This is a genomic window from Acidobacteriota bacterium (genome assembly GCA_040756905.1).
In the GTDB taxonomy this organism is placed as follows: domain Bacteria; phylum Acidobacteriota; class Aminicenantia; order JBFLYD01; family JBFLYD01; genus JBFLYD01.
This window is the reverse complement of record JBFLYD010000068.1, coordinates 16,029-33,877: the sequence shown is the minus strand read 5'-3', so window position 1 is coordinate 33,877 and position 17,849 is coordinate 16,029. Positions and strand designations below refer to the sequence as shown.

The window sequence follows — 17,849 nt, the reverse complement described above, 5'->3', positions numbered from 1 at the left end:
TAAAATTCTTAAATTCTTTTATTTAAATATTTTCCAATTTCTATCAAGGGATAAGTGTTTAAAACATCTTTTTTCTCAAGCCATCCTCTTCTTGCCACATAAACACCAAGCTTAATATAATCTAATTGATCTAAGATATGGGCATCTGTTCCGATTGCCATTTTTACTTCTAATTCTTTAGCCTTTTTGCAGAATATATCCCTTAAATCCAATCTTAAATGATATGCATTTATTTCAATGTTTGTTCTAGTATCTTTAGCAACTTTCAAGATCTCATCCATATCAAGCTCATAAGCCTCTCTCTCTCCTAAAAGCCTTCCTGAGGGATGAGCAATCAAATTAACATATTTATTCTTCATTGCCCTTACAATCCTTCGAGTTTGAGTTTTTATGTCCTGCTTAAATCCTGTATGGATCGCGGCAATTACAACATCAAGTTTTGAAAGGACATCATCGCTGAAATCAAGATTGCCATCTTTATCAATGTCAACCTCAATTCCTTTAAATACATAGAAATTTTTTTTCCGGAGTTTCTCATTCAATCTATCTATCTCATCAATTTGCTTGAAGAGTTCTTTCTCTGATAAACCTCCTGCCACTCCCAATGATTTTGAATGGTCAGTAATTGCTATGTATTCATATCCTCTTCCAATTGCAGTTTCAGCTATTTCTTCTATCGCATGGTGACCATCGCTCCATTTACTGTGAACATGTAAATCTCCTTTTATATCGGATAATTCAATAAGAACCGGGAGTTCTCTCTCAAGCGCTGCTTCAATCTCCCCTCTGTCTTCTCTTAACTCTGGCTCAATAAATGATAGTCCCAAAGTTTTATAAATTTCTATTTCTTCTCGTCCTCCTATTTTTTTACCTGTTTTCTCGTTGAATATTCCATACTCATTTATTTTCAGATTTCTCTCCCTTGCCATTTCTCTTAACCTGATGTTGTGTTCTTTTGATCCGGTAAAATATTGCAGAGCTGAACCAAATGAATCAGGCTCAACCACTCTTAAATCCACCTGAATTCCTTCCTCAGTTCTTATGGAAGATTTTGTAACTCCCTTTGCAATAATTTCTTTCGCCTCTGGAAGGGAGGTAAACTTATCCATAACCTTCCCAGAATTGGCAGAGGTTATAAGAATATCAATATCCTTTATTGTATCTTTTTTTCTTCTCACACTCCCTGCGGGGCTAATTTTTTCGATCTCTGGAAGAGATTGAAGAGCATTCAATATATTTGTTGTGATGCTTAGAGCCTGATATAGGGGTAATCTTTCTCTTCCTTTCTTTAATATTTCTATTCCTTTAAGAATATTCTCTTCAGTTTTTTCACGAATTCCTGGAAGGTTTCTGAGTTTATGCTCTTTAGCCATCCTCTCTAATTCATCTATACTTTGGATATTAAGATTTTCATACAAAATTTTGGCAGTTCTAGGACCAAGTCCTGGTATTGATAAAAGCTCTACCAATGAAGAGGGAACTTCTTTTCGTAACTCTTCTAATTTTCTGAGTGTTCCGGTGCTAAAAATTTCTTCAATTTTTTTTGCTAATTCTTTGCCAATTCCGGGTAAATCTTCTAATTGTTTCTTTTCAAGTAAGGTCTTCATATCTTCAGCAAGACTTTCTATATTAAGAGCAGCTTTCCTGTACGCTCTTATTTTAAAGGGATTCTCACCCTTTATCTCCAAAAGATCTGCAATTTCATTGAAGATTTTTGCAATCTGAGAATTGGTCATATCTAAAAAATTATTTATTCTTGAATAAAGGCGCTAATTTCTCATAAACAGTTGACACATCTGAAACAAGAACTTTTGTATTTCCGAAAATTGCCATGAAATTTGAATCTCCCTCCCATCTTGGAACCACATGGAGATGATAGTGCTCAAGCACTCCAGCTCCGGCAGATTTCCCTAAATTCATACCAATGTTAAACCCTTGCGGTTGAAATAATTTTTTAATGTTAGAGATCGAAGACTTCAAAAGTTCGAGCATTTCTTTCCCTTCTTCCTCAGAGCAATCTTCAAGAGATGAAAGATGCCGATATGGAGCTATCATCAAATGACCTGTATTGTAAGGATATTTGTTCATTATTATAAAATTATAATTTCCTCTGAAGAGAATAAAAGCATCCTCATCAGAGTTTAATTTCAAAGAATCACAGAATATACAATTTGGCATATTATGAGCATTTTTAATATATTCCCATCTCCAGGGAGCTAAAATATACTCCATCAATCAAAAAGTTTTTTTAAAAGTTTTCCTGGTTTGAAATATACTACAGTCTTTGAATCTACTTTAACTTTTTCTCCTGTTCGTGGATTTCTTGCAACTCTTCCTTTTTTTCTCTTTATATTAAAAGTACCAAATCCTCTTAGTTCTACTCTTTCATTATTCTTTAGGGCTTCTGTAATGTTTCTGAAAAATAAATTGGTTATTATTTCAGATTCTTCTTTATCGATATTAATTCTTTTTGAAAGTTCTGAAACAAGCTTTGCTTTTGTCATTTTCTTCCTCTTAACATTTATCTTATCTATTCTTTCCCTGATTTGATAGACTTTTAATTTGAGTATTCATAAAACTACCAAGAGTTGATTTCTTTTTACTCATCGAACTCTCGAGCTCGTGTTTCTCTTCGTTTCTGACTGCTGCCTTAAAACTCAATCCAATTTTCTTCTCTTGGGGGCTCATTTTTATTATCATAGCTTTTTTTATCTCGCCAATCTTTAAGTTTTTCAAAGCTTCTTCTCTATTTGCTCCATCTATTTCAGAAACATGAACTAGGCCATCAATGCCAGGCATTAACTCAACAAATACTCCAAAATTTGTGGTTCTCAGTATTTTTACATTAACTAAATCTCCTATTTTGTAATTTTTAAAAAACTCATGCCATAATCCTTCTTTTAATTGTTTTATTCCCAGAGAGAGTTTCTTTTCTTCCTTATTCAATTTCAATATTACTGCTTCGACCTTATCCCCTGGTTTTAAGACCTCCGAAGGATGAGAAATCTTTGACCAAGAAATATCGGATATGTGAATTAATCCTTCCACCCCATTTTCTATTTCTAAAAATGCTCCAAAATCAGTGAGATTTTTGATCCTTCCTTTAACTATCTGGCCTACTGTGTGAGAATTACAAAATTTTTCCCATGGAGATTCTCCCACTTGTTTTAATCCCAGTGAAATTTTCTTTTCCTCTTTTTTTATATCAAGAATAACTACCTCAATTGTATCGTTGGGAGAAAGAATTTTTTTAGGATTCTTAATTCTCTTATCCCAGCTCAAATCGGATAAATGAATCAATCCCTCCATTCCTTTTTCTATTTCTACAAAAACTCCAAATTCAGTTACGCCAACAACTTTCCCTTTTATTTTCTGACCTACTCTATAATTCCTATCAACAACATCCCATGGATTTGGAGTTTTCTGTTTATACCCAAGAGCAATTTTACCCTCATTTCTATTAATTTTAAGCACGACAACTTCGACTTCTTCTCCTCTACTAAATACTTCTGAGGGGTGACTTATTCTTCCCCATGAAATATCATTGATATGAAGAAGTCCCTCTACTCCTCCCAGGTCGATAAAAATACCCCAATTTTTAATCGAAGTAATCTTTCCTTTTACTAATTTTCCTTCTTTCAAGGTGTTGAATATAAAATTTTTCCTTTCCTCTTTTTCTTCCTCAACTAAAACTTTTCTGGAGACAACTACCTTATTATTTTTCTTATCAAGTTTTATTACTTTAAAATCAAGAATCTTTCCAATTAAATCTTCATCATTTTTTTTGGGCCTGATTTCAATTTGAGAATCTGGTAGAAAGACTGGGATACCCACATTTACTATATAACCATTCTTAACTTTCTGCTCAATTCTTCCTCTCACTGGAAATTTTCTATTATGAGCTTTCTCTAGCAACTTCCATCCAATAAGAAAATCTGCTTTCTTTTTTGATAGTGTCAGATATCCATCACGCAAGTCACTTCTTTCAATTGTTACTAAAATTTTATCCCCCTCTTTGTATCCAATTTCCTTCTTCCAATTAAAAAGTTCTTCAATCGGAATTATCCCATCCGCCTTAAAACCAACATTAACTACTGCTTCATCCTTAGAAATTTTTATAATTTTTCCTTTCAGAATATTTCCCTCAAAAATGTCCTTCTGATTGAACTCATATTTTTCAAGCAGTTCTTCCCAGTTAGAGAATCTACCTTCTTTTTCGATAAAGCCTTCTTTAACTTCTTCCATTTAAAAAACTCCCTTTTGCAGGCTGATCATCAAGCTGGTTTATTTTATCTATAAGAGCATCAATATCTTCATTGGGTGTTGATGCACCTGCTGAAATTCCTATTGATTTTTTTCCTTTTAAAACATTCAATGGAAGCTCATCAGGATTTTCAATTAAATAGGTCTCATCCCGTATCTTTTTACAGATGTTATAAAGTTTATTTGTGTTTGAGCTTGCCTTTCCTCCAAGAACGACCATAACATCAACTTCTTTTGCAATGGAAGCTGCTGATTTCTGTCTTAATGAGGTGGAATCACAAATTGTATTGAAAACCCTCAATTCTAAAGAGTTTTTCAACAAGATTGAAGCTATTCTTTCAAAAAGATTTTCATCCTGAGTTGTTTGAGCTATTAATGCTTTTTTATTTTTAAATGGAAGACCCATGGCCTCTTCCTCACTTTTTACAATCACTCCCATATCATTAAGAAATCCCTGAATACCTACAATTTCAGGATGATTTCTATCTCCTACTATTACTACCTCATATCCATCTTCATAAAGCCTCTTGGCTATCATCTGAGATTTTTTGACATAAGGACATGTGGCATCTATTATTTCAATTCCTTTATTTTTTATTTCTTTTAAAGATTGAGGAGAAATTCCGTGAGTTCTTATTATTGCAATGCCCGAATTCAAATCATCGATCGATTCACATACTTCAATTCCTTCTTCATTTAATTTTTTTACAACTCCAGGATTATGAATTAAAGGACCTAAAGTTTGTATTTTTTGATTTCTCTCTTTTCGAGTTTTCTTTACAATATCTAAAGCTCGCTTCACTCCATAACAAAATCCTGATTCCTGAGAAACAATTATGTTCATAGATATTAAATTAAAATATATATTACTGCATTAAAAATTGTCAACTTTTTTGGGGAACAAATTAAAGTCTTATGTTGGAATTATTTACTTATCAACTCTGAGAAAACATCTTCAAATGCTTTTAAAAATATTTTGGTTTCCTCTTCTGTTCCAACAGTAACGCGAATAGAATCTGGGGCATCAAAAGCATCTAAAGGCCTGACAATAACCCCCCTGTCTAAGAGTTTTTCGTATAAAATCTGAGCAGAAAAAGGAAGGTTTATCATCACAAAATTTGTGAAAGACCTCACATACTCAACTCCAAGTTTATCAAGGAACTTGTAAATCATCTCCTTTCCTTTTTTATTATTTTCCTTGCTTCTTCTCGCATGTTCATCATCCTCAAGAGCTGCCAGAGCGGCCTCCTGGGCAATTCTGCACGTATTAAATGGAGCTTTAACTCTATAAAGATTTTTTATTATTTCCGATCTTGAGATTCCATATCCAATTCTGAGCCCGGCCAATCCATATATCTTTGAAAAAGTTCTCAGGACTATTACGTTTCTTCCCTCTTTGACAAATTCAGTTCCATCAGGATAATCTCTGTCTATTGCATATTCGAAATAAGCCTCATCGATAACGATTATTACTTTATCTGGCAATTGATCGAGGAATTTTCTCATCTCACTCTTTTTTATCATAGCCCCTGTAGGATTATTTGGATTTGCTATCCATATTAACTTAACGCCAGGTTTTACATTTTCAAGAAAACTGCTAAGATCATACGAATAATCTTTCATTGTGGGTATTTTAATCAATCCTTTACTTCCACAAACTTCCTGAGTTGCAAGTTTATACATCAGGAAAGACTTCTCGGACATTATTGCTTTTTCATTAAAATTTAAAAATGAGTGCGCAATAATTTTAATCAATTCTGTTGTTCCAGCCCCGACAATAATCTGGTCAAATGGAAACCCTAACTTTTCTTCCAGTGTCTTTTGGAGGTAATAAGCATGGTCCTCAGGATAGAGATGGGAGTCTTTTAACACCCTTCTCATCGCCTCAACTGCTTTAGGAGACGGACCCAAAGGATTCTCATTGGAAGCTAACTTAATAACATTTTCAATGCCCCTCTCTCTCTGAAGTTCTTCAACAGGCTTTCCTGGAACATAGGGATGTATTTCCAGTATATGTTTTGGTATTAATTTATTCATCTATGACTCCTTAAAAAAATTATTTTTCCTCAATTATACTGGCAATTTCTTCTATAGAAGGTAAGTCTTCAATAGAATCTATCCCAAAATATTTGAAAAATTCTTTAGTTAAACCATAAAGAGAAGGTCTTCCAGGCGAATTCTTTTTTCCTACTATTCTTACCAATTTTTTATCAAGAAGGGTTCTTAACGGACTTGATGAATTCACCCCACGATAAAATGAAATTTCTGATAATGTTAAAGGTCCTTTGTATGCAATTGAAGCAAGGGTTTCTAAAGATGCCTGGGACAATTTTTGGAAATTCTTTGGCTTCGATACATTTCTTACCCATTTCTCGTACTCAGGATTAGTGTAAAATTCATACCCACCACCAATCTTTCGCAATACTATTCCTCTCTTATTATTGGAATAATCCTCTATAAGGGCATCGATCGCTCGCTCAACCTTAGTCGAATCATACTCGGAAAGAACATTCTTTATTTTTTCAACATTTAAAGGTTCATGAGAAGCAAAAATAAGTGATTCAATTATGCTTTTAATTTTTTCTTTTTCTAAAGTATCTTCCATCTTCTTTATTTAACCACACATGAATTTTATTAAAACTCTTTTTCTGCTTCGCAGTAACTACTCTTCTTCTTATCAATTCAAGAAGAGCAAAAAATGCAACAAATGCTTCTTCAAGGGAACTTCTACCTTCTATGTAAGATAGGAATTCTATGTATTTTTCAACTTTAAGAATCTGGAGTATTTCATCAATTTTTTCCTCTATCGAAAATCTTCTTCCCCTTACTATTAAAAACTCTTCCTGCTCTTTCTTCTTAAGGAGCTGAAAAAAACTTTTTGCTAAATCGTAGAGATTAATATCTTCAAGATAGAACTCATTCTCATCGAATTCAGGGGGGCTTTCTTTTTTAAAGAAAAGAGTATTTGCTATCTCCTTTTCTTTCAGAATGCTGGAAATGACTTTTATCTTATCATAATTATCGATTCTACTGATTAAATCTATTTCCTCCTCTTCTTTTTCTGACATCTCTTTATTTCTTGGCAGTAATTTTAGGGATTTAATATATATAAGAGTAGCTGCCCAGAGAAGAAAGTCGCCTTCCCTGCTTAAGTTTATTTTATCTTTTTTCTCTAAATACTCTAAGTATTCTCTTGTTATCTTTGAGAGAGAAACATCCCAGATATTTATTTTCTCCTTTTTGACAAGAAAAAGAAGTAAATCCAACGGACCTTCGAATATCTCAAGTCTAACCTGATAATCAGTGAGGGTATTGTCCACTATCTTATTCCAATTCTCTCTCTAACCTCTTCCATTGTGATCTTAGCCCTTTCTCTTGCTCTGCTTGCTCCCTCCAGGAGAATCTGATAAACAAGATCAGGTTTGATTGAAAACTTTAATCTTCTTTCCCTTACAGGGTTCAGGAATTCATTCAAATTTTTAATTAAAACCTTTTTGCAATCAATACATCCAATCCCGGCAGATCGGCAGCCATTCATTACCCAATCGATTTCTTCTCTATTCGAGAAAGCTTTATGATAATCAAACACCGGACAATCTTCAGGCTCTCCTGGATCAGTTTTCCTCTTCCTTTTCGGATCTGTTACCATCGGAAGAATCTTTCCTTCAATTTCTTCAGAAGAATCTTTAAGATAAATTGCATTTCCATAACTCTTGCTCATTTTCCTTCCATCTGTTCCGAGTAATCTTGGAATCGGGGTAAGATAGGCCTCTGGCTCCGGAAAAACATATCCATAGAAATTATTGAATCTTCTTACTATCTCTCTTGCAAGTTCCACATGGGAAACCTGATCTTCTCCAACGGGAACCAGCTCAGCTTTATAAATTATTATGTCTGAAGTCTGAAGAACTGGATATCCAAGGAATCCATATGTGTTTAAATCTCTGTTTGAAATCTGTTGTTGCTGGTCTTTATAAGTGGGAACTCTCTCAAGCCAGGGAACAGGAATTATCATCGAAAGCAGAAGATGAAGTTCTGAATGTTCCTTTACCTCCGATTGATTAAACATTACACATTTCTCTGGGGCAAGACCTACTGAAAGCCAGTCAAGAATTATATCAGATATCCACTGTTTTATCTCTTTTGCATTTTGATATTCCGAGGTTAGAGCATGCCATGTGGCTATTTCAAAAAAACATTCATATTCATCCTGAAATCTCACCCAGTTCGATAAAGCACCAACCCAGTGACCAAGATGAAGAGGACCTGATGGTCTCATACCACTAAGAACTACCTTTTTCATCTGAATAAGTTTATCATTTATGATACATTTTTTCTATTTAAATGAGAAGGACTTTCAAGACAATTCTTATAACTGGAGAAAGGACAATACGAAAAATTAAATCTATAACTCCAAGATAGAGGAAAAGAAATAGAATCAGAAATCCGTAAGGAAAAATCTTTTGATACTGAAGATATAAATTTCTTGGAAGGAGGCCTAAAAGAACATTGCTCCCATCAAGAGGAGGAATCGGAATCAAATTAAAGATTGCAAGGGTAAGGTTTATAAAAAGCATGGTAAAGGCAAGAATAGCTAAACCTTTTGCTAAATAAATTCCTGAACTCAGTGAAACACTCTTTGTAAAATAGCTCGTCAGGAAAAAAGCTATTGATGGATCAATCTGTTTTAGAATTATCAAAACTAAAAAGGAGATAAAAGCAACTCCAAGGTTTGAAAGGGGACCTGCTGCAGAAATCCACATGTTATCCCTGATCGGATCTCTCAAATATCTGGTATTTACCATAACTGGCTTAGCCCAACCAAAGATGGGAGCTTTCAGAAATGCCAAAAGAAGAGGAAAAATAATCGTTCCAATAATGCTTATATGAGCAATCGGATTAAGAGTAATCCTTCCCATCATCTTTCCAGTTGGATCTCCAAATTTATATGCTGTCCAGGCGTGAAAACTCTCATGAACAGAAAGAGAAAAAAGTACTACAGCAAAAGAAATAATTATATTAATTATATCCATTATTTATAACCTCTTTTGAATAATTCTTTATAATATAAAAATTATTTCATTTTTTCCAATATGTGTCAAAGATTTTTTATTAATAAAGAATTGAGAGGTCAACCATCTCTTTCGCTCAGAAGTTCTCTCTCATTATAGTTTAAGAGTGATCAGGAAGGGTGACTCCGAAAACACGCTGTATTTTCCCCAGTCCCGCACTAACTTATTATTACCTAATACAAACGCATTGAATAAATTGTAGGGCAACCCTTTAGAGCCTGCCCCAAACTTGATTCGGGGGTTGCTTAATGCAAGGCTAAAGCCTTGCCCTACATGTAACAATATTTTATGCGTTTGCTATAAATTAAGGAATTCATAATATCTCTACTTCAATCACTTAATTTTTTTGGAATAAATAAAGTTAGTGCGGGAGCACTCATGCTTCGCTCCCCCTCACTTATCCCGCTCCGCATTCGTGACGGTTTTCAGGAACCTTCGGTTTCTCCGCCACCCTTCCTGCTCACTCTTTTATGTTTAGAATTTATTCTCTATTAAGTATTAAGATGCTCGTTGATATGTCGTTCAGGAGATGGTTGACCTCTCAATTTAAATACATATTTAAATATAAAAGATTGACCAATCCGCAGATAAAAGTTAAAATTGATAAACGTTGAGAGGCATTGATGAGTGAGAAAAAAGACTATAAAGAAACTTTGAACCTCCCAAGAACAGATTTTCCAATGAAAGCTGATTTGCCTAAAAAAGAACCTGAAATATTAAAATTCTGGGATGAAATCTCTGTATACAAAAAAATAATTGAGATAAGAAAGAAATCACCTTTATTTATTCTCCATGATGGTCCTCCTTATGCAAATGGCCATATCCATCTTGGGACAGCTTTGAATAAAATCTTAAAGGATTTCATCATAAAATCAAAAACTATCAGCGGTTTTAAGTCACCATATCTTCCAGGATGGGATTGCCACGGGCTTCCTATAGAACATAAGGTTGACCAGATTTTAGGAGAAAAAAAGAAAAAAATGAAAATCCCTGAAATTCGTAAGGAATGTGAACTCTACGCAAAAAAATTTATAGATATTCAGAGAGAAGAATTCAAAAGACTGGGTGTTTTTGGAGAATGGGATAATCCATACCTTACGATGAATCCATCTTATGAGGCTTCAATCATAAATTATTTGGGAGAATTTTTTGATAAAGGATATATCTACAGGGGGAAAAAACCTGTTCTCTGGTGTTTCAATTGCATAACCGCCCTTGCTGAAGCAGAGATTGAATACCATGAACATGCATCTCCTTCGATATGGGTTAAATTTCCTCTTTCCTCGGATCTATCTGAAAAATTTCCGACTATTAAAAACAAAAAAATATATGTTCTTATCTGGACAACAACTCCGTGGACTCTTCCTGCAAACCTTGCGATTGCTTTCCATCCTGAATTCGATTATTCAATATTTGAACTCGGAGGAGAGACTTTTATCGCAGCTAATAGACTAATACCTGAAATCACAAAAAAAGCTGAGGAGAAACCTTATAAAGAAATCCTCAATTTTAAAGGAAAAGAAATAGAAGGATTTAAAGCCCATCATCCATTCTATGAAAGAGAATCTATATTTGTACTTGCTTCATATGTCACTCTTGACCAAGGTACTGGTTGTGTTCATACAGCTCCGGGGCATGGAGAAGAAGATTTTCTTACAGGCCTTGAATACAATCTTGAAATTTATAATCCCGTTGATGAAAAAGGTAAATTCAAAAAAGATGTTCCTCTTGTTGGTGGTAAAAATGTGTTTGAAGCGAATCAGTTAATAGTTGAAGAGCTAAAAAAAAGAAATTATCTCTTTTACGAGGAAAAAATAGAACATTCATATCCTCACTGCTGGAGATGTAAAAATCCTTTGATTTTTAGAGCAACAGAGCAATGGTTTATCTCGATGGATCACAACGACTTCAGAAAAAGAGCTCAGGAAGCAGTAAAAAAGGTAAAATGGATTCCTGAATGGGGAGAAGAAAGAATGATTAACATGCTCTCATTCAGCCCCGACTGGTGTATTTCCAGACAGAGAATATGGGGAGTGCCAATCCCTGCTTTTTACTGCACTGAATGTGGAAATATAGCTGCAAACAAAGAGACTATAAAAAGAGTGGCAGAAATTTTTGGAAAAGAGGGATCAAATTCCTGGTTTGAAAAAGACCCAGAGTACTTTCTTCCTCAGAATTTCAGATGTGAAAATTGCAATTCCTCCAGTTTCAGAAAAGAAACTGACATTTTAGATGTGTGGTTTGAGTCTGGCTCATCCCATTCTGTTCTCGAAGAGGATGAAAATCAGAGATGGCCAGCTGATATTTACATCGAAGGAAATGACCAGTATCGAGGATGGTTTAATAAATCTCTTCTTGTAGCATTGGGAGTTAAAGGTGCATCTCCTTTCAAGAATGTCATAACTCATGGATGGGTTCTCGATGAACAGGGAAGAGCTATGTCAAAATCTCTGGGAAATGTCATCTCTCCTCAGGATATAATTGAAAAAAAGGGCGCAGAGATTCTCAGATTATGGGTGGCTATGGTTGATTTCAAAGAAGATATAAGGCTCGGAGATGAAATTTTGGAAAGACTCATAGAGGCATACAGAAAAATAAGAAATACTTGGAGGTTTATGATAGGAAATCTTTATGATTTTAATGTAGAAAAAGATACAGATGAAAAAAGTTATGAGCCCTTAGATAGATACATTCTTCAAAGAAAAAATACAATAGCGAAGAAAATTTTGAAATCATACGATGATTACCAGTATCATTCAATATTTCATGCTGTGTACAATCTTTTCACAATAGACCTCAGTTCTTTTTATCTTGATGTAATAAAGGATAGGCTTTACTGTTTTCATCCTTTGTCTTCAACGAGAAAAGCAGCTCAGGCTGCCATATTCGAAATATTGAAAGATACTTTAATCATAATGAGTCCAATACTTCCTTTTACAACAGAAGAAGCATGGAAATTCATTCCGGATTTTAATGGCAAGGAAATCTCAGTTCATTTAAATACAATGCCAGATTTTGAAAAAGAGTGGCTCTCTAATAAAGAAGAAAAGGAATGGGAACTTCTAATTTCATTAAGAGATAGGGTTTTAAAATCAATTGAAGAATTAAGAAGGTTGAAACAAATCGGAAATTCTTTAGAAGCAGATGCTTTTATACAATCTCCAGAAAAAAATAAAAATTTTTTTGAAAACTATAAAAATTATCTCCCTGACATATTTCTTGTTTCAAACGTGAAACTAAATTTTGGAAACTTTGAAGAAATCTTAATCGATGTAAAAAAATCTGAAGGAAAAAAATGCAGTAGATGCTGGAATTATAAATCAGATACAGGTAAATCTCCTGATTTCCCTGATTTATGTCCTCGTTGTATAAATGTTATCCAGACACTATAAATCCATGAAAAAGAATGCCCTATATTTTCTTATAATCTCAGTTGCTTTTCTTTTAGATCAAATCACTAAGATATTAATACAGAATAGTTTAACAATGTATGAAACAAGGGTAATCATAAAAGGACTTTTGAATTTCACCTATGTTTTAAACAGGGGAACTATCTTTGGCTTTTTCTCTAACGCAACCCATGGAGCAACAAGATTAATTACTTTCTTATCCATTATTGCAATCGGATTTGTAATCTACATTTTTATAAAAACTCCCCTTGAACAAAAAACAATTAAGGTGGCTCTTTCTCTTATTCTGGGAGGAGCTTTTGGAAACCTATGGAATAGAATTTTTAATCTCTGGGTTATTGATTTTATTGACCTTCATTATAAAAAATTCCACTGGCCAACCTTTAATTTAGCTGATACATTTATAACCATAGGAGCTTTCATAATTGTATTGGACATATTATATATAAAAAGAAAAAAAACCAGGAGAACTGATTGCACCCTGTCCTGATAAAAATAGGCTCTTTAGAAATTCATACCTATGGATTTCTCCTTGCAATAGGATTTCTTTTAGGTATATGGATTCTTTCCTATAACGCAAAAAAATTTGGACTTTCATCAAAAAAAATGGTTGATTTTGTCTTTTATGTCCTTATTATTTCTTTAGTTGGAGCAAAATTATTTCTTTTTCTCAGCGAATTTCAATTCTACATAACAAATCCAAAAGAAATTTTAAATCTTCTTCGTGCTGGAGGTCATTTTTATGGAGGGCTTATTTTTGGAATACTGTTTTCTGTATGGCATCTCAGAAAAAATAATCTTCCGGTTTTAAAAACAGGCGATATAGTCGTTCCTTCCTTAGCCCTTGGTCATGCCTTCGGTAGACTCGGATGTCTCTCAGCAGGCTGTTGTTATGGAAGGCCCAGTAATTTATTTTTATCGATTATTTTTTCAGATCCATTAGCCTCTCAAAATACAGGAGTTCCATTGGGAATTCCTCTGTATCCAACCCAGCTTATTGAGGCTATATTCAATTTTCTAAACTTTGGCTTTTTATTTTTCCTTTTAAAAAAGAGAAAATATGATGGTCAGGTTTTCTTTTTTTACATAATCAATTATTCTGTTGCAAGATTTGTATTAGAATACTTTAGAGGAGATCCAGACAGAGGATATTTAATTACAGGCACATCTGCATTCACCTCATTTTCTATTCCGCAGTTTATAAGTTCCATAGGAATTATTGCCTCTCTTTTATTTTTCTTTTACTTCAGGAAAAAATAAAAAGTTGAATCAAAAAATTTACAGGCTAAATGTTAATCATAACGAACAGAACATGAGATTGGATTTATTTATCTCAAAAAAAATCCCAGAAATCTCTCGATCAAAGGCAAAACAACTAATTCTTGAAGGAAAAGTTTTAATAAGCAATCAGATTATGAGAAAAGCTGATCACAGGGTAAAAACCAATGAATATATTCAAGTACATCATGAAGAAAAAGATACAGATGAATTAATCCCTCAAGATATTCCATTAAAAATTATATATGAAGACAATTCAATAATTGCAATAGATAAACCTTCTGGAATGGTGGTTCATCCAGGTGCAGGTAATATTTCTCACACTCTTGTCAATGCTCTAATCTTTTTAAGGCTTGAGATAAAAAGTGTTGGACATGAAAAAAGGCCAGGAATCGTTCACAGGCTTGACAAAGAGACCTCTGGTATAATTGTAGTTGCAAAGAATCAGAAGACTTATTTAGCTCTTCAGAATCAATTTAGAAAAAGAGAAATTTCAAAAGAATATCTTGCGATTATTCATGGTAATCTACAGGCAAAAACAGGGAAGATTGATTATTCTCTCGGAAGAGATTTAAGGGATAGAAAAAAAATATCTCCAAAAACAAAAAAAGGAAGGGAAGCTTTAACCTTTTATAAAATCCTCGATGAAAAAAAAGGATTCTCCTTTATAAAGCTGACTCCAAAAACAGGAAGAACTCATCAGATAAGGGTTCATCTCTCTTCGATAGGAAGTCCCATTTTAGGAGACAAAAAATACGGAAAAAAGAAAGACACTTTTCCCCGTATGGCACTCCATTCTTATTCCATAGAATTTTTTCATCCTGAAAAAAAGGAAAAAGTAAAACTTTACTCTCCCCTTCCCTCTGAGTTAAAAGAAATCTGGGATAGACTATAACATAAAAATTCTCACATTTAAAAAAGAAAAAAGTAGATGGGGTACTTTTTTCTATGTCAGGGTCGTCTCTTCCCTTTAGATTTCAATCTAATTTAAAGCCGCGCTTTACTTTCGAAAATTATCAGTCCTGAGCTTATATTTTTTGAGAAATCTGTATAATGTGCCCTTTGGAAGTTTCGCTTCCTTTGCAGCCTCCGAAACATCACCCTTGAATCTTGTGAGTAATTTCTCCAAATATTCTCTTTCAAACTTCGCCATTTCATGAGAACGGAGTTCAAAAAATCCTGAAATTCCTTGATTTTGAACTTTTTCCTTTCCTGCCAGTACTGCAATTTCATTGGGAATATCGCTTAGCTTGATATACTCATTCTGAGTTAATATTATTCCTCTTTTAATAATATTCTGAAATTCCCTTACATTACCAGGCCATGAATAATTTAAAAGCACTTCCTTTACATCCTTATCAACACCTTTTATTGGTTTTCCTATCTCTCTTGAATAGCGATCAACAAAATACTCTGTTAACAATTCTATATCCTCTCTTCTCTCTCTGAGAGGCAGAACATATATTTTAACGACATTTATACGATAATAAAGGTCTGCACGAAACCTTTTTTCTTTGACTTCTTCATCAATATCCCGATTAGTTGCCGCTATAACCCGTACATCGACTCTTTTCTCTTCCCTTGCTCCTATTCTTCTAAAACTTCTCTCCTGTAAAGTCCTTAGAAGTTTAGCCTGCAATGAAAGACTGAGTTCGCATATCTCATCTAAAAAGAATGTTCCTTTATGGGCAAATTCAAGAAGTCCCATTCTTGAGGTTGATGCATCAGTAAAAGCTCCCTTTTCATATCCAAAAAATTCGCTTTCCATTAAATTCTCAGGTATCGCGCTGCAGTCCACAGGAACAAATGGTCTATCTTTTCGATTGCTTCGAGTATGGATACTTCGTGCAATCAACTCCTTACCTGTTCCACTCTCCCCTATCAGCAATACATCAGAATCAGTTGGAGCTACTTGATTAATAAGTTCAAAAATTTTTTGCATTGGTTGGCTTTTCCCCACTATATTATCAAACTTATATGTTTGCTCGAAATGTCTTCTGAGAAAAACATTTTCTTCTCTTAAATATTTTTGCTCAAGAGCACGCTTCACTACAACCCGAATCTGTTCTGGAGTAAAGGGCTTGATGACATAATCATAAGCTCCAAGTTTTATTGCTTCCACTGCAGTTTCAACAGTGGGATATCCTGTTATCATACAAACCATCGTTTCGGGAGAGATCTCCAGGACTTTTTTAAGAAAGCTTATTCCATCCATCTCCGGCATCTTTAAATCCACAAGCACGAGAGCCCAGTCATTTTTATTTAACATTTCCAGGGCATTTAATACATTCGCTTCAGTTGATACGCTCAGATCTAATCTCTTTAAAGCATCCTCGCAGACCTCAAGCATATCAGGTTCATCATCAACTATGAGGACTTTTGGAATCTTCATTTCTTAACTTTTAATTTTTTTCTCCCGTATAAACTTGTTCACCTCTTGCACAGGGAAGAAAAATATGAAACCTGCTTCCCTTTCCAAGGGTTGATTCAATCCTGATTTTTCCATTATGATCTCTGATTATTCCATCGCATATGGTAAGGCCCAGTCCCGTGCCTTTTTTACCCTTGGTTGTAAAAAATGGCGTAAAAATTAACTCTTTGTGCTCGGACGGAATACCTTTTCCAGTATCAGCGATCTCAATTTCCACATCTTCAGTGGTCTGATTATTCATATATCCTGAACGAGAAGTTCGAACCATAAGTTCTCCACCATCTGGCATTGCATCAACAGCATTATTTACAATATTGATGATAACCTGTTGTAATTCATTAAAATTTCCAATAATTCTTGGAAGATTGCCTTCTAAATCAAATTTTAAAGAAATCCGTTCAATTTCAACTCGCGATCGTATTAAATTAAAACTTTCCTCTATAACTTTATTTATATCAAGGGGTTCTTTTTTATTCACCGATGGACGTGCAAAACTCAAAAGACCAGTTATAATAGTTGCAATTCGTGCTGCATGTTTGTCTATTTTCTCAATGTCTGAGATTACCTTTTCTGATAGATGTTGTCGAAAATCTGAAAGCAATGTTTTTGTTTTCATTATTATGATACCAATTGGATTGTTTATTTCATGGGCAATATTTCCCGCTATTTCTCCAATCGCTGACATTTTTGCAGCCTGGACAAGTTGTGAGGCTATCTCTTTTTGCTTTTTGATTTGAGTGCGCAAATTTTCAGCAAGGGATGTAGCAAATAATGTTGAAACAAACATCACCATGATAAAAACCCCTAAAATTCCAAACGTATAAAGGGGATCATGGGAGGCATGTTTATCTTCATAATGAGGAAAGACTTCCAAAGTATAGTGTGGTAGAATATGAGAGTATTCAAGAATAGAAAGAGTGGCAAAAAAAACACATGCCATAACTGTTACTTTATATGCATCACTTTTAGATAGAAGTATACTCGCTATAAATACATGAAATACATATAGCATGAACAATGGATTTTCAGCACCACCGGAATGATGCAATATGCCTGTCAAAATAAAAAGGTCAGAAATAATCTGAATAAAAAGTTGTAAACGGGTTGAGATCTGCTTTTTTGATAGATAAAGAAAAATACCATTACTAATTCCTATAGAAACAGTAAAAATGGTTAAAGGTACACGGCATGTACTTTCTTTGACAACACCAAAAATGTACACACCCCATAAACAAAAAATCAATGCAAGGGCAAAAGCTATCCAGCGAAGCTCTATAAACCAGCTTATCATCATGGCTTCAGTTTCAAACAATTTCTCTTCCAGTTTATGGGTTCGTTCTTTTATAATCATTGCTTTTTTTTCATTATACATTATCTTTTTAGATTTATACAAAA

Annotated in this window: 16 protein-coding genes; 4 read left to right on the top strand and 12 right to left on the bottom strand. The window is 34.0% G+C overall.

All coding sequences use genetic code 11. The features are described from left to right. Positions 1-8: 8 nt before the first annotated feature. The 10 genes from polX to AB1410_11640 all read right to left on the bottom strand — a co-directional run bounded on the left by polX (position 9) and on the right by AB1410_11640 (position 9,296). Entirely contained in the window at positions 9-1,736 is a 1,728-nt protein-coding gene (polX, locus tag AB1410_11685; protein MEW6457361.1) for a DNA polymerase/3'-5' exonuclease PolX, read from the bottom strand. A 10-nt stretch (positions 1,737-1,746) separates the two neighbouring features. Beyond that, a complete protein-coding gene (locus AB1410_11680; protein ID MEW6457360.1) occupies positions 1,747-2,232 on the bottom strand; it encodes an HIT domain-containing protein in 486 nt (161 codons plus the stop codon). Then, positions 2,232-2,504, bottom strand: a complete 273-nt coding sequence (locus AB1410_11675; GenBank protein MEW6457359.1) for an HU family DNA-binding protein — start codon at positions 2,502-2,504, stop codon at positions 2,232-2,234. The genes AB1410_11680 and AB1410_11675 overlap by 1 nt, the downstream gene beginning before the upstream one ends. 22 nt (positions 2,505-2,526) lie before the next feature. Further along, positions 2,527-4,245 carry a 30S ribosomal protein S1 gene (locus AB1410_11670; protein MEW6457358.1) on the bottom strand — a complete coding sequence of 573 codons (1,719 nt, stop codon included), beginning with the start codon at positions 4,243-4,245 and terminating at the stop codon, positions 2,527-2,529. Next, positions 4,232-5,107: a 4-hydroxy-3-methylbut-2-enyl diphosphate reductase gene (gene ispH / locus AB1410_11665; protein MEW6457357.1), complete on the bottom strand. Its 876-nt coding sequence runs from the start codon at positions 5,105-5,107 to the stop codon at positions 4,232-4,234. Before ispH ends, AB1410_11670 begins: the two co-directional genes overlap by 14 nt. Positions 5,108-5,187: 80 nt before the next feature. Then, entirely contained in the window at positions 5,188-6,300 is a 1,113-nt protein-coding gene (hisC, locus tag AB1410_11660; protein ID MEW6457356.1) for a histidinol-phosphate transaminase, read from the bottom strand. A gap of 19 nt (positions 6,301-6,319) precedes the next feature. Beyond that, positions 6,320-6,868 carry an SMC-Scp complex subunit ScpB gene (scpB, locus tag AB1410_11655; GenBank protein MEW6457355.1) on the bottom strand — a complete coding sequence of 183 codons (549 nt, stop codon included), beginning with the start codon at positions 6,866-6,868 and terminating at the stop codon, positions 6,320-6,322. Further along, positions 6,837-7,583: a segregation/condensation protein A gene (locus tag AB1410_11650; protein ID MEW6457354.1), complete on the bottom strand. Its 747-nt coding sequence runs from the start codon at positions 7,581-7,583 to the stop codon at positions 6,837-6,839. Before AB1410_11650 ends, scpB begins: the two co-directional genes overlap by 32 nt. Further along, positions 7,583-8,566 (bottom strand): tryptophan--tRNA ligase, encoded by a 984-nt coding sequence (gene trpS / locus AB1410_11645; protein ID MEW6457353.1) that lies wholly within the window; start codon positions 8,564-8,566, stop codon positions 7,583-7,585. Before trpS ends, AB1410_11650 begins: the two co-directional genes overlap by 1 nt. 37 nt (positions 8,567-8,603) lie before the next feature. Further along, complete coding sequence (locus AB1410_11640) at positions 8,604-9,296, bottom strand: site-2 protease family protein (protein ID MEW6457352.1); 693 nt, start codon at positions 9,294-9,296, stop codon at positions 8,604-8,606. Positions 9,297-9,958: 662 nt separating this feature from the next. Here AB1410_11640 and ileS point away from each other — a divergent pair. The 4 genes from ileS to AB1410_11620 are packed head-to-tail and all read left to right on the top strand — an operon-like array spanning position 9,959 to position 14,918. Next, positions 9,959-12,727, top strand: a complete 2,769-nt coding sequence (gene ileS / locus AB1410_11635; protein ID MEW6457351.1) for an isoleucine--tRNA ligase — start codon at positions 9,959-9,961, stop codon at positions 12,725-12,727. Then, a complete protein-coding gene (gene lspA / locus AB1410_11630; GenBank protein MEW6457350.1) occupies positions 12,708-13,235 on the top strand; it encodes a signal peptidase II in 528 nt (175 codons plus the stop codon). Before ileS ends, lspA begins: the two co-directional genes overlap by 20 nt. Next, positions 13,220-14,005, top strand: a complete 786-nt coding sequence (lgt, locus tag AB1410_11625; protein ID MEW6457349.1) for a prolipoprotein diacylglyceryl transferase — start codon at positions 13,220-13,222, stop codon at positions 14,003-14,005. Before lspA ends, lgt begins: the two co-directional genes overlap by 16 nt. 4 nt (positions 14,006-14,009) lie before the next feature. Beyond that, on the top strand, positions 14,010-14,918 hold the full coding sequence (locus AB1410_11620) for an RluA family pseudouridine synthase (GenBank protein MEW6457348.1): 909 nt from the start codon (positions 14,010-14,012) through the stop codon (positions 14,916-14,918). A gap of 105 nt (positions 14,919-15,023) precedes the next feature. Here the strand turns inward: AB1410_11620 and AB1410_11615 are convergent, their stop codons facing one another. Both AB1410_11615 and AB1410_11610 read right to left on the bottom strand, forming a co-directional pair. Next, the gene (locus AB1410_11615) at positions 15,024-16,415 is read right to left on the bottom strand and encodes a sigma-54 dependent transcriptional regulator (protein ID MEW6457347.1); all 1,392 of its coding nucleotides are present in this window, start codon (positions 16,413-16,415) and stop codon (positions 15,024-15,026) included. A 10-nt stretch (positions 16,416-16,425) separates the two neighbouring features. After that, positions 16,426-17,826 (bottom strand): ATP-binding protein, encoded by a 1,401-nt coding sequence (locus AB1410_11610; protein MEW6457346.1) that lies wholly within the window; start codon positions 17,824-17,826, stop codon positions 16,426-16,428. Between the last annotated feature and the right edge of the window lie 23 nt (positions 17,827-17,849).

What these genes read in the sequence shown, in the direction of transcription:
- polX (MEW6457361.1), bottom strand. Translation starts at nt 1,736, where the DNA reads ATGACCAATTCTCAGATTGCAAAAATCTTCAATGAAATTGCAGATCTT.
- AB1410_11680 (MEW6457360.1), bottom strand. Translation starts at nt 2,232, where the DNA reads ATGGAGTATATTTTAGCTCCCTGGAGATGGGAATATATTAAAAATGCT.
- AB1410_11675 (MEW6457359.1), bottom strand. Translation starts at nt 2,504, where the DNA reads ATGACAAAAGCAAAGCTTGTTTCAGAACTTTCAAAAAGAATTAATATC.
- AB1410_11670 (MEW6457358.1), bottom strand. Translation starts at nt 4,245, where the DNA reads ATGGAAGAAGTTAAAGAAGGCTTTATCGAAAAAGAAGGTAGATTCTCT.
- ispH (MEW6457357.1), bottom strand. Translation starts at nt 5,107, where the DNA reads ATGAACATAATTGTTTCTCAGGAATCAGGATTTTGTTATGGAGTGAAG.
- hisC (MEW6457356.1), bottom strand. Translation starts at nt 6,300, where the DNA reads ATGAATAAATTAATACCAAAACATATACTGGAAATACATCCCTATGTT.
- scpB (MEW6457355.1), bottom strand. Translation starts at nt 6,868, where the DNA reads ATGGAAGATACTTTAGAAAAAGAAAAAATTAAAAGCATAATTGAATCA.
- trpS (MEW6457353.1), bottom strand. Translation starts at nt 8,566, where the DNA reads ATGAAAAAGGTAGTTCTTAGTGGTATGAGACCATCAGGTCCTCTTCAT.
- AB1410_11640 (MEW6457352.1), bottom strand. Translation starts at nt 9,296, where the DNA reads ATGGATATAATTAATATAATTATTTCTTTTGCTGTAGTACTTTTTTCT.
- ileS (MEW6457351.1), top strand. Translation starts at nt 9,959, where the DNA reads ATGAGTGAGAAAAAAGACTATAAAGAAACTTTGAACCTCCCAAGAACA.
- lspA (MEW6457350.1), top strand. Translation starts at nt 12,708, where the DNA reads ATGTTATCCAGACACTATAAATCCATGAAAAAGAATGCCCTATATTTT.
- AB1410_11615 (MEW6457347.1), bottom strand. Translation starts at nt 16,415, where the DNA reads ATGAAGATTCCAAAAGTCCTCATAGTTGATGATGAACCTGATATGCTT.
- AB1410_11610 (MEW6457346.1), bottom strand. Translation starts at nt 17,826, where the DNA reads ATGTATAATGAAAAAAAAGCAATGATTATAAAAGAACGAACCCATAAA.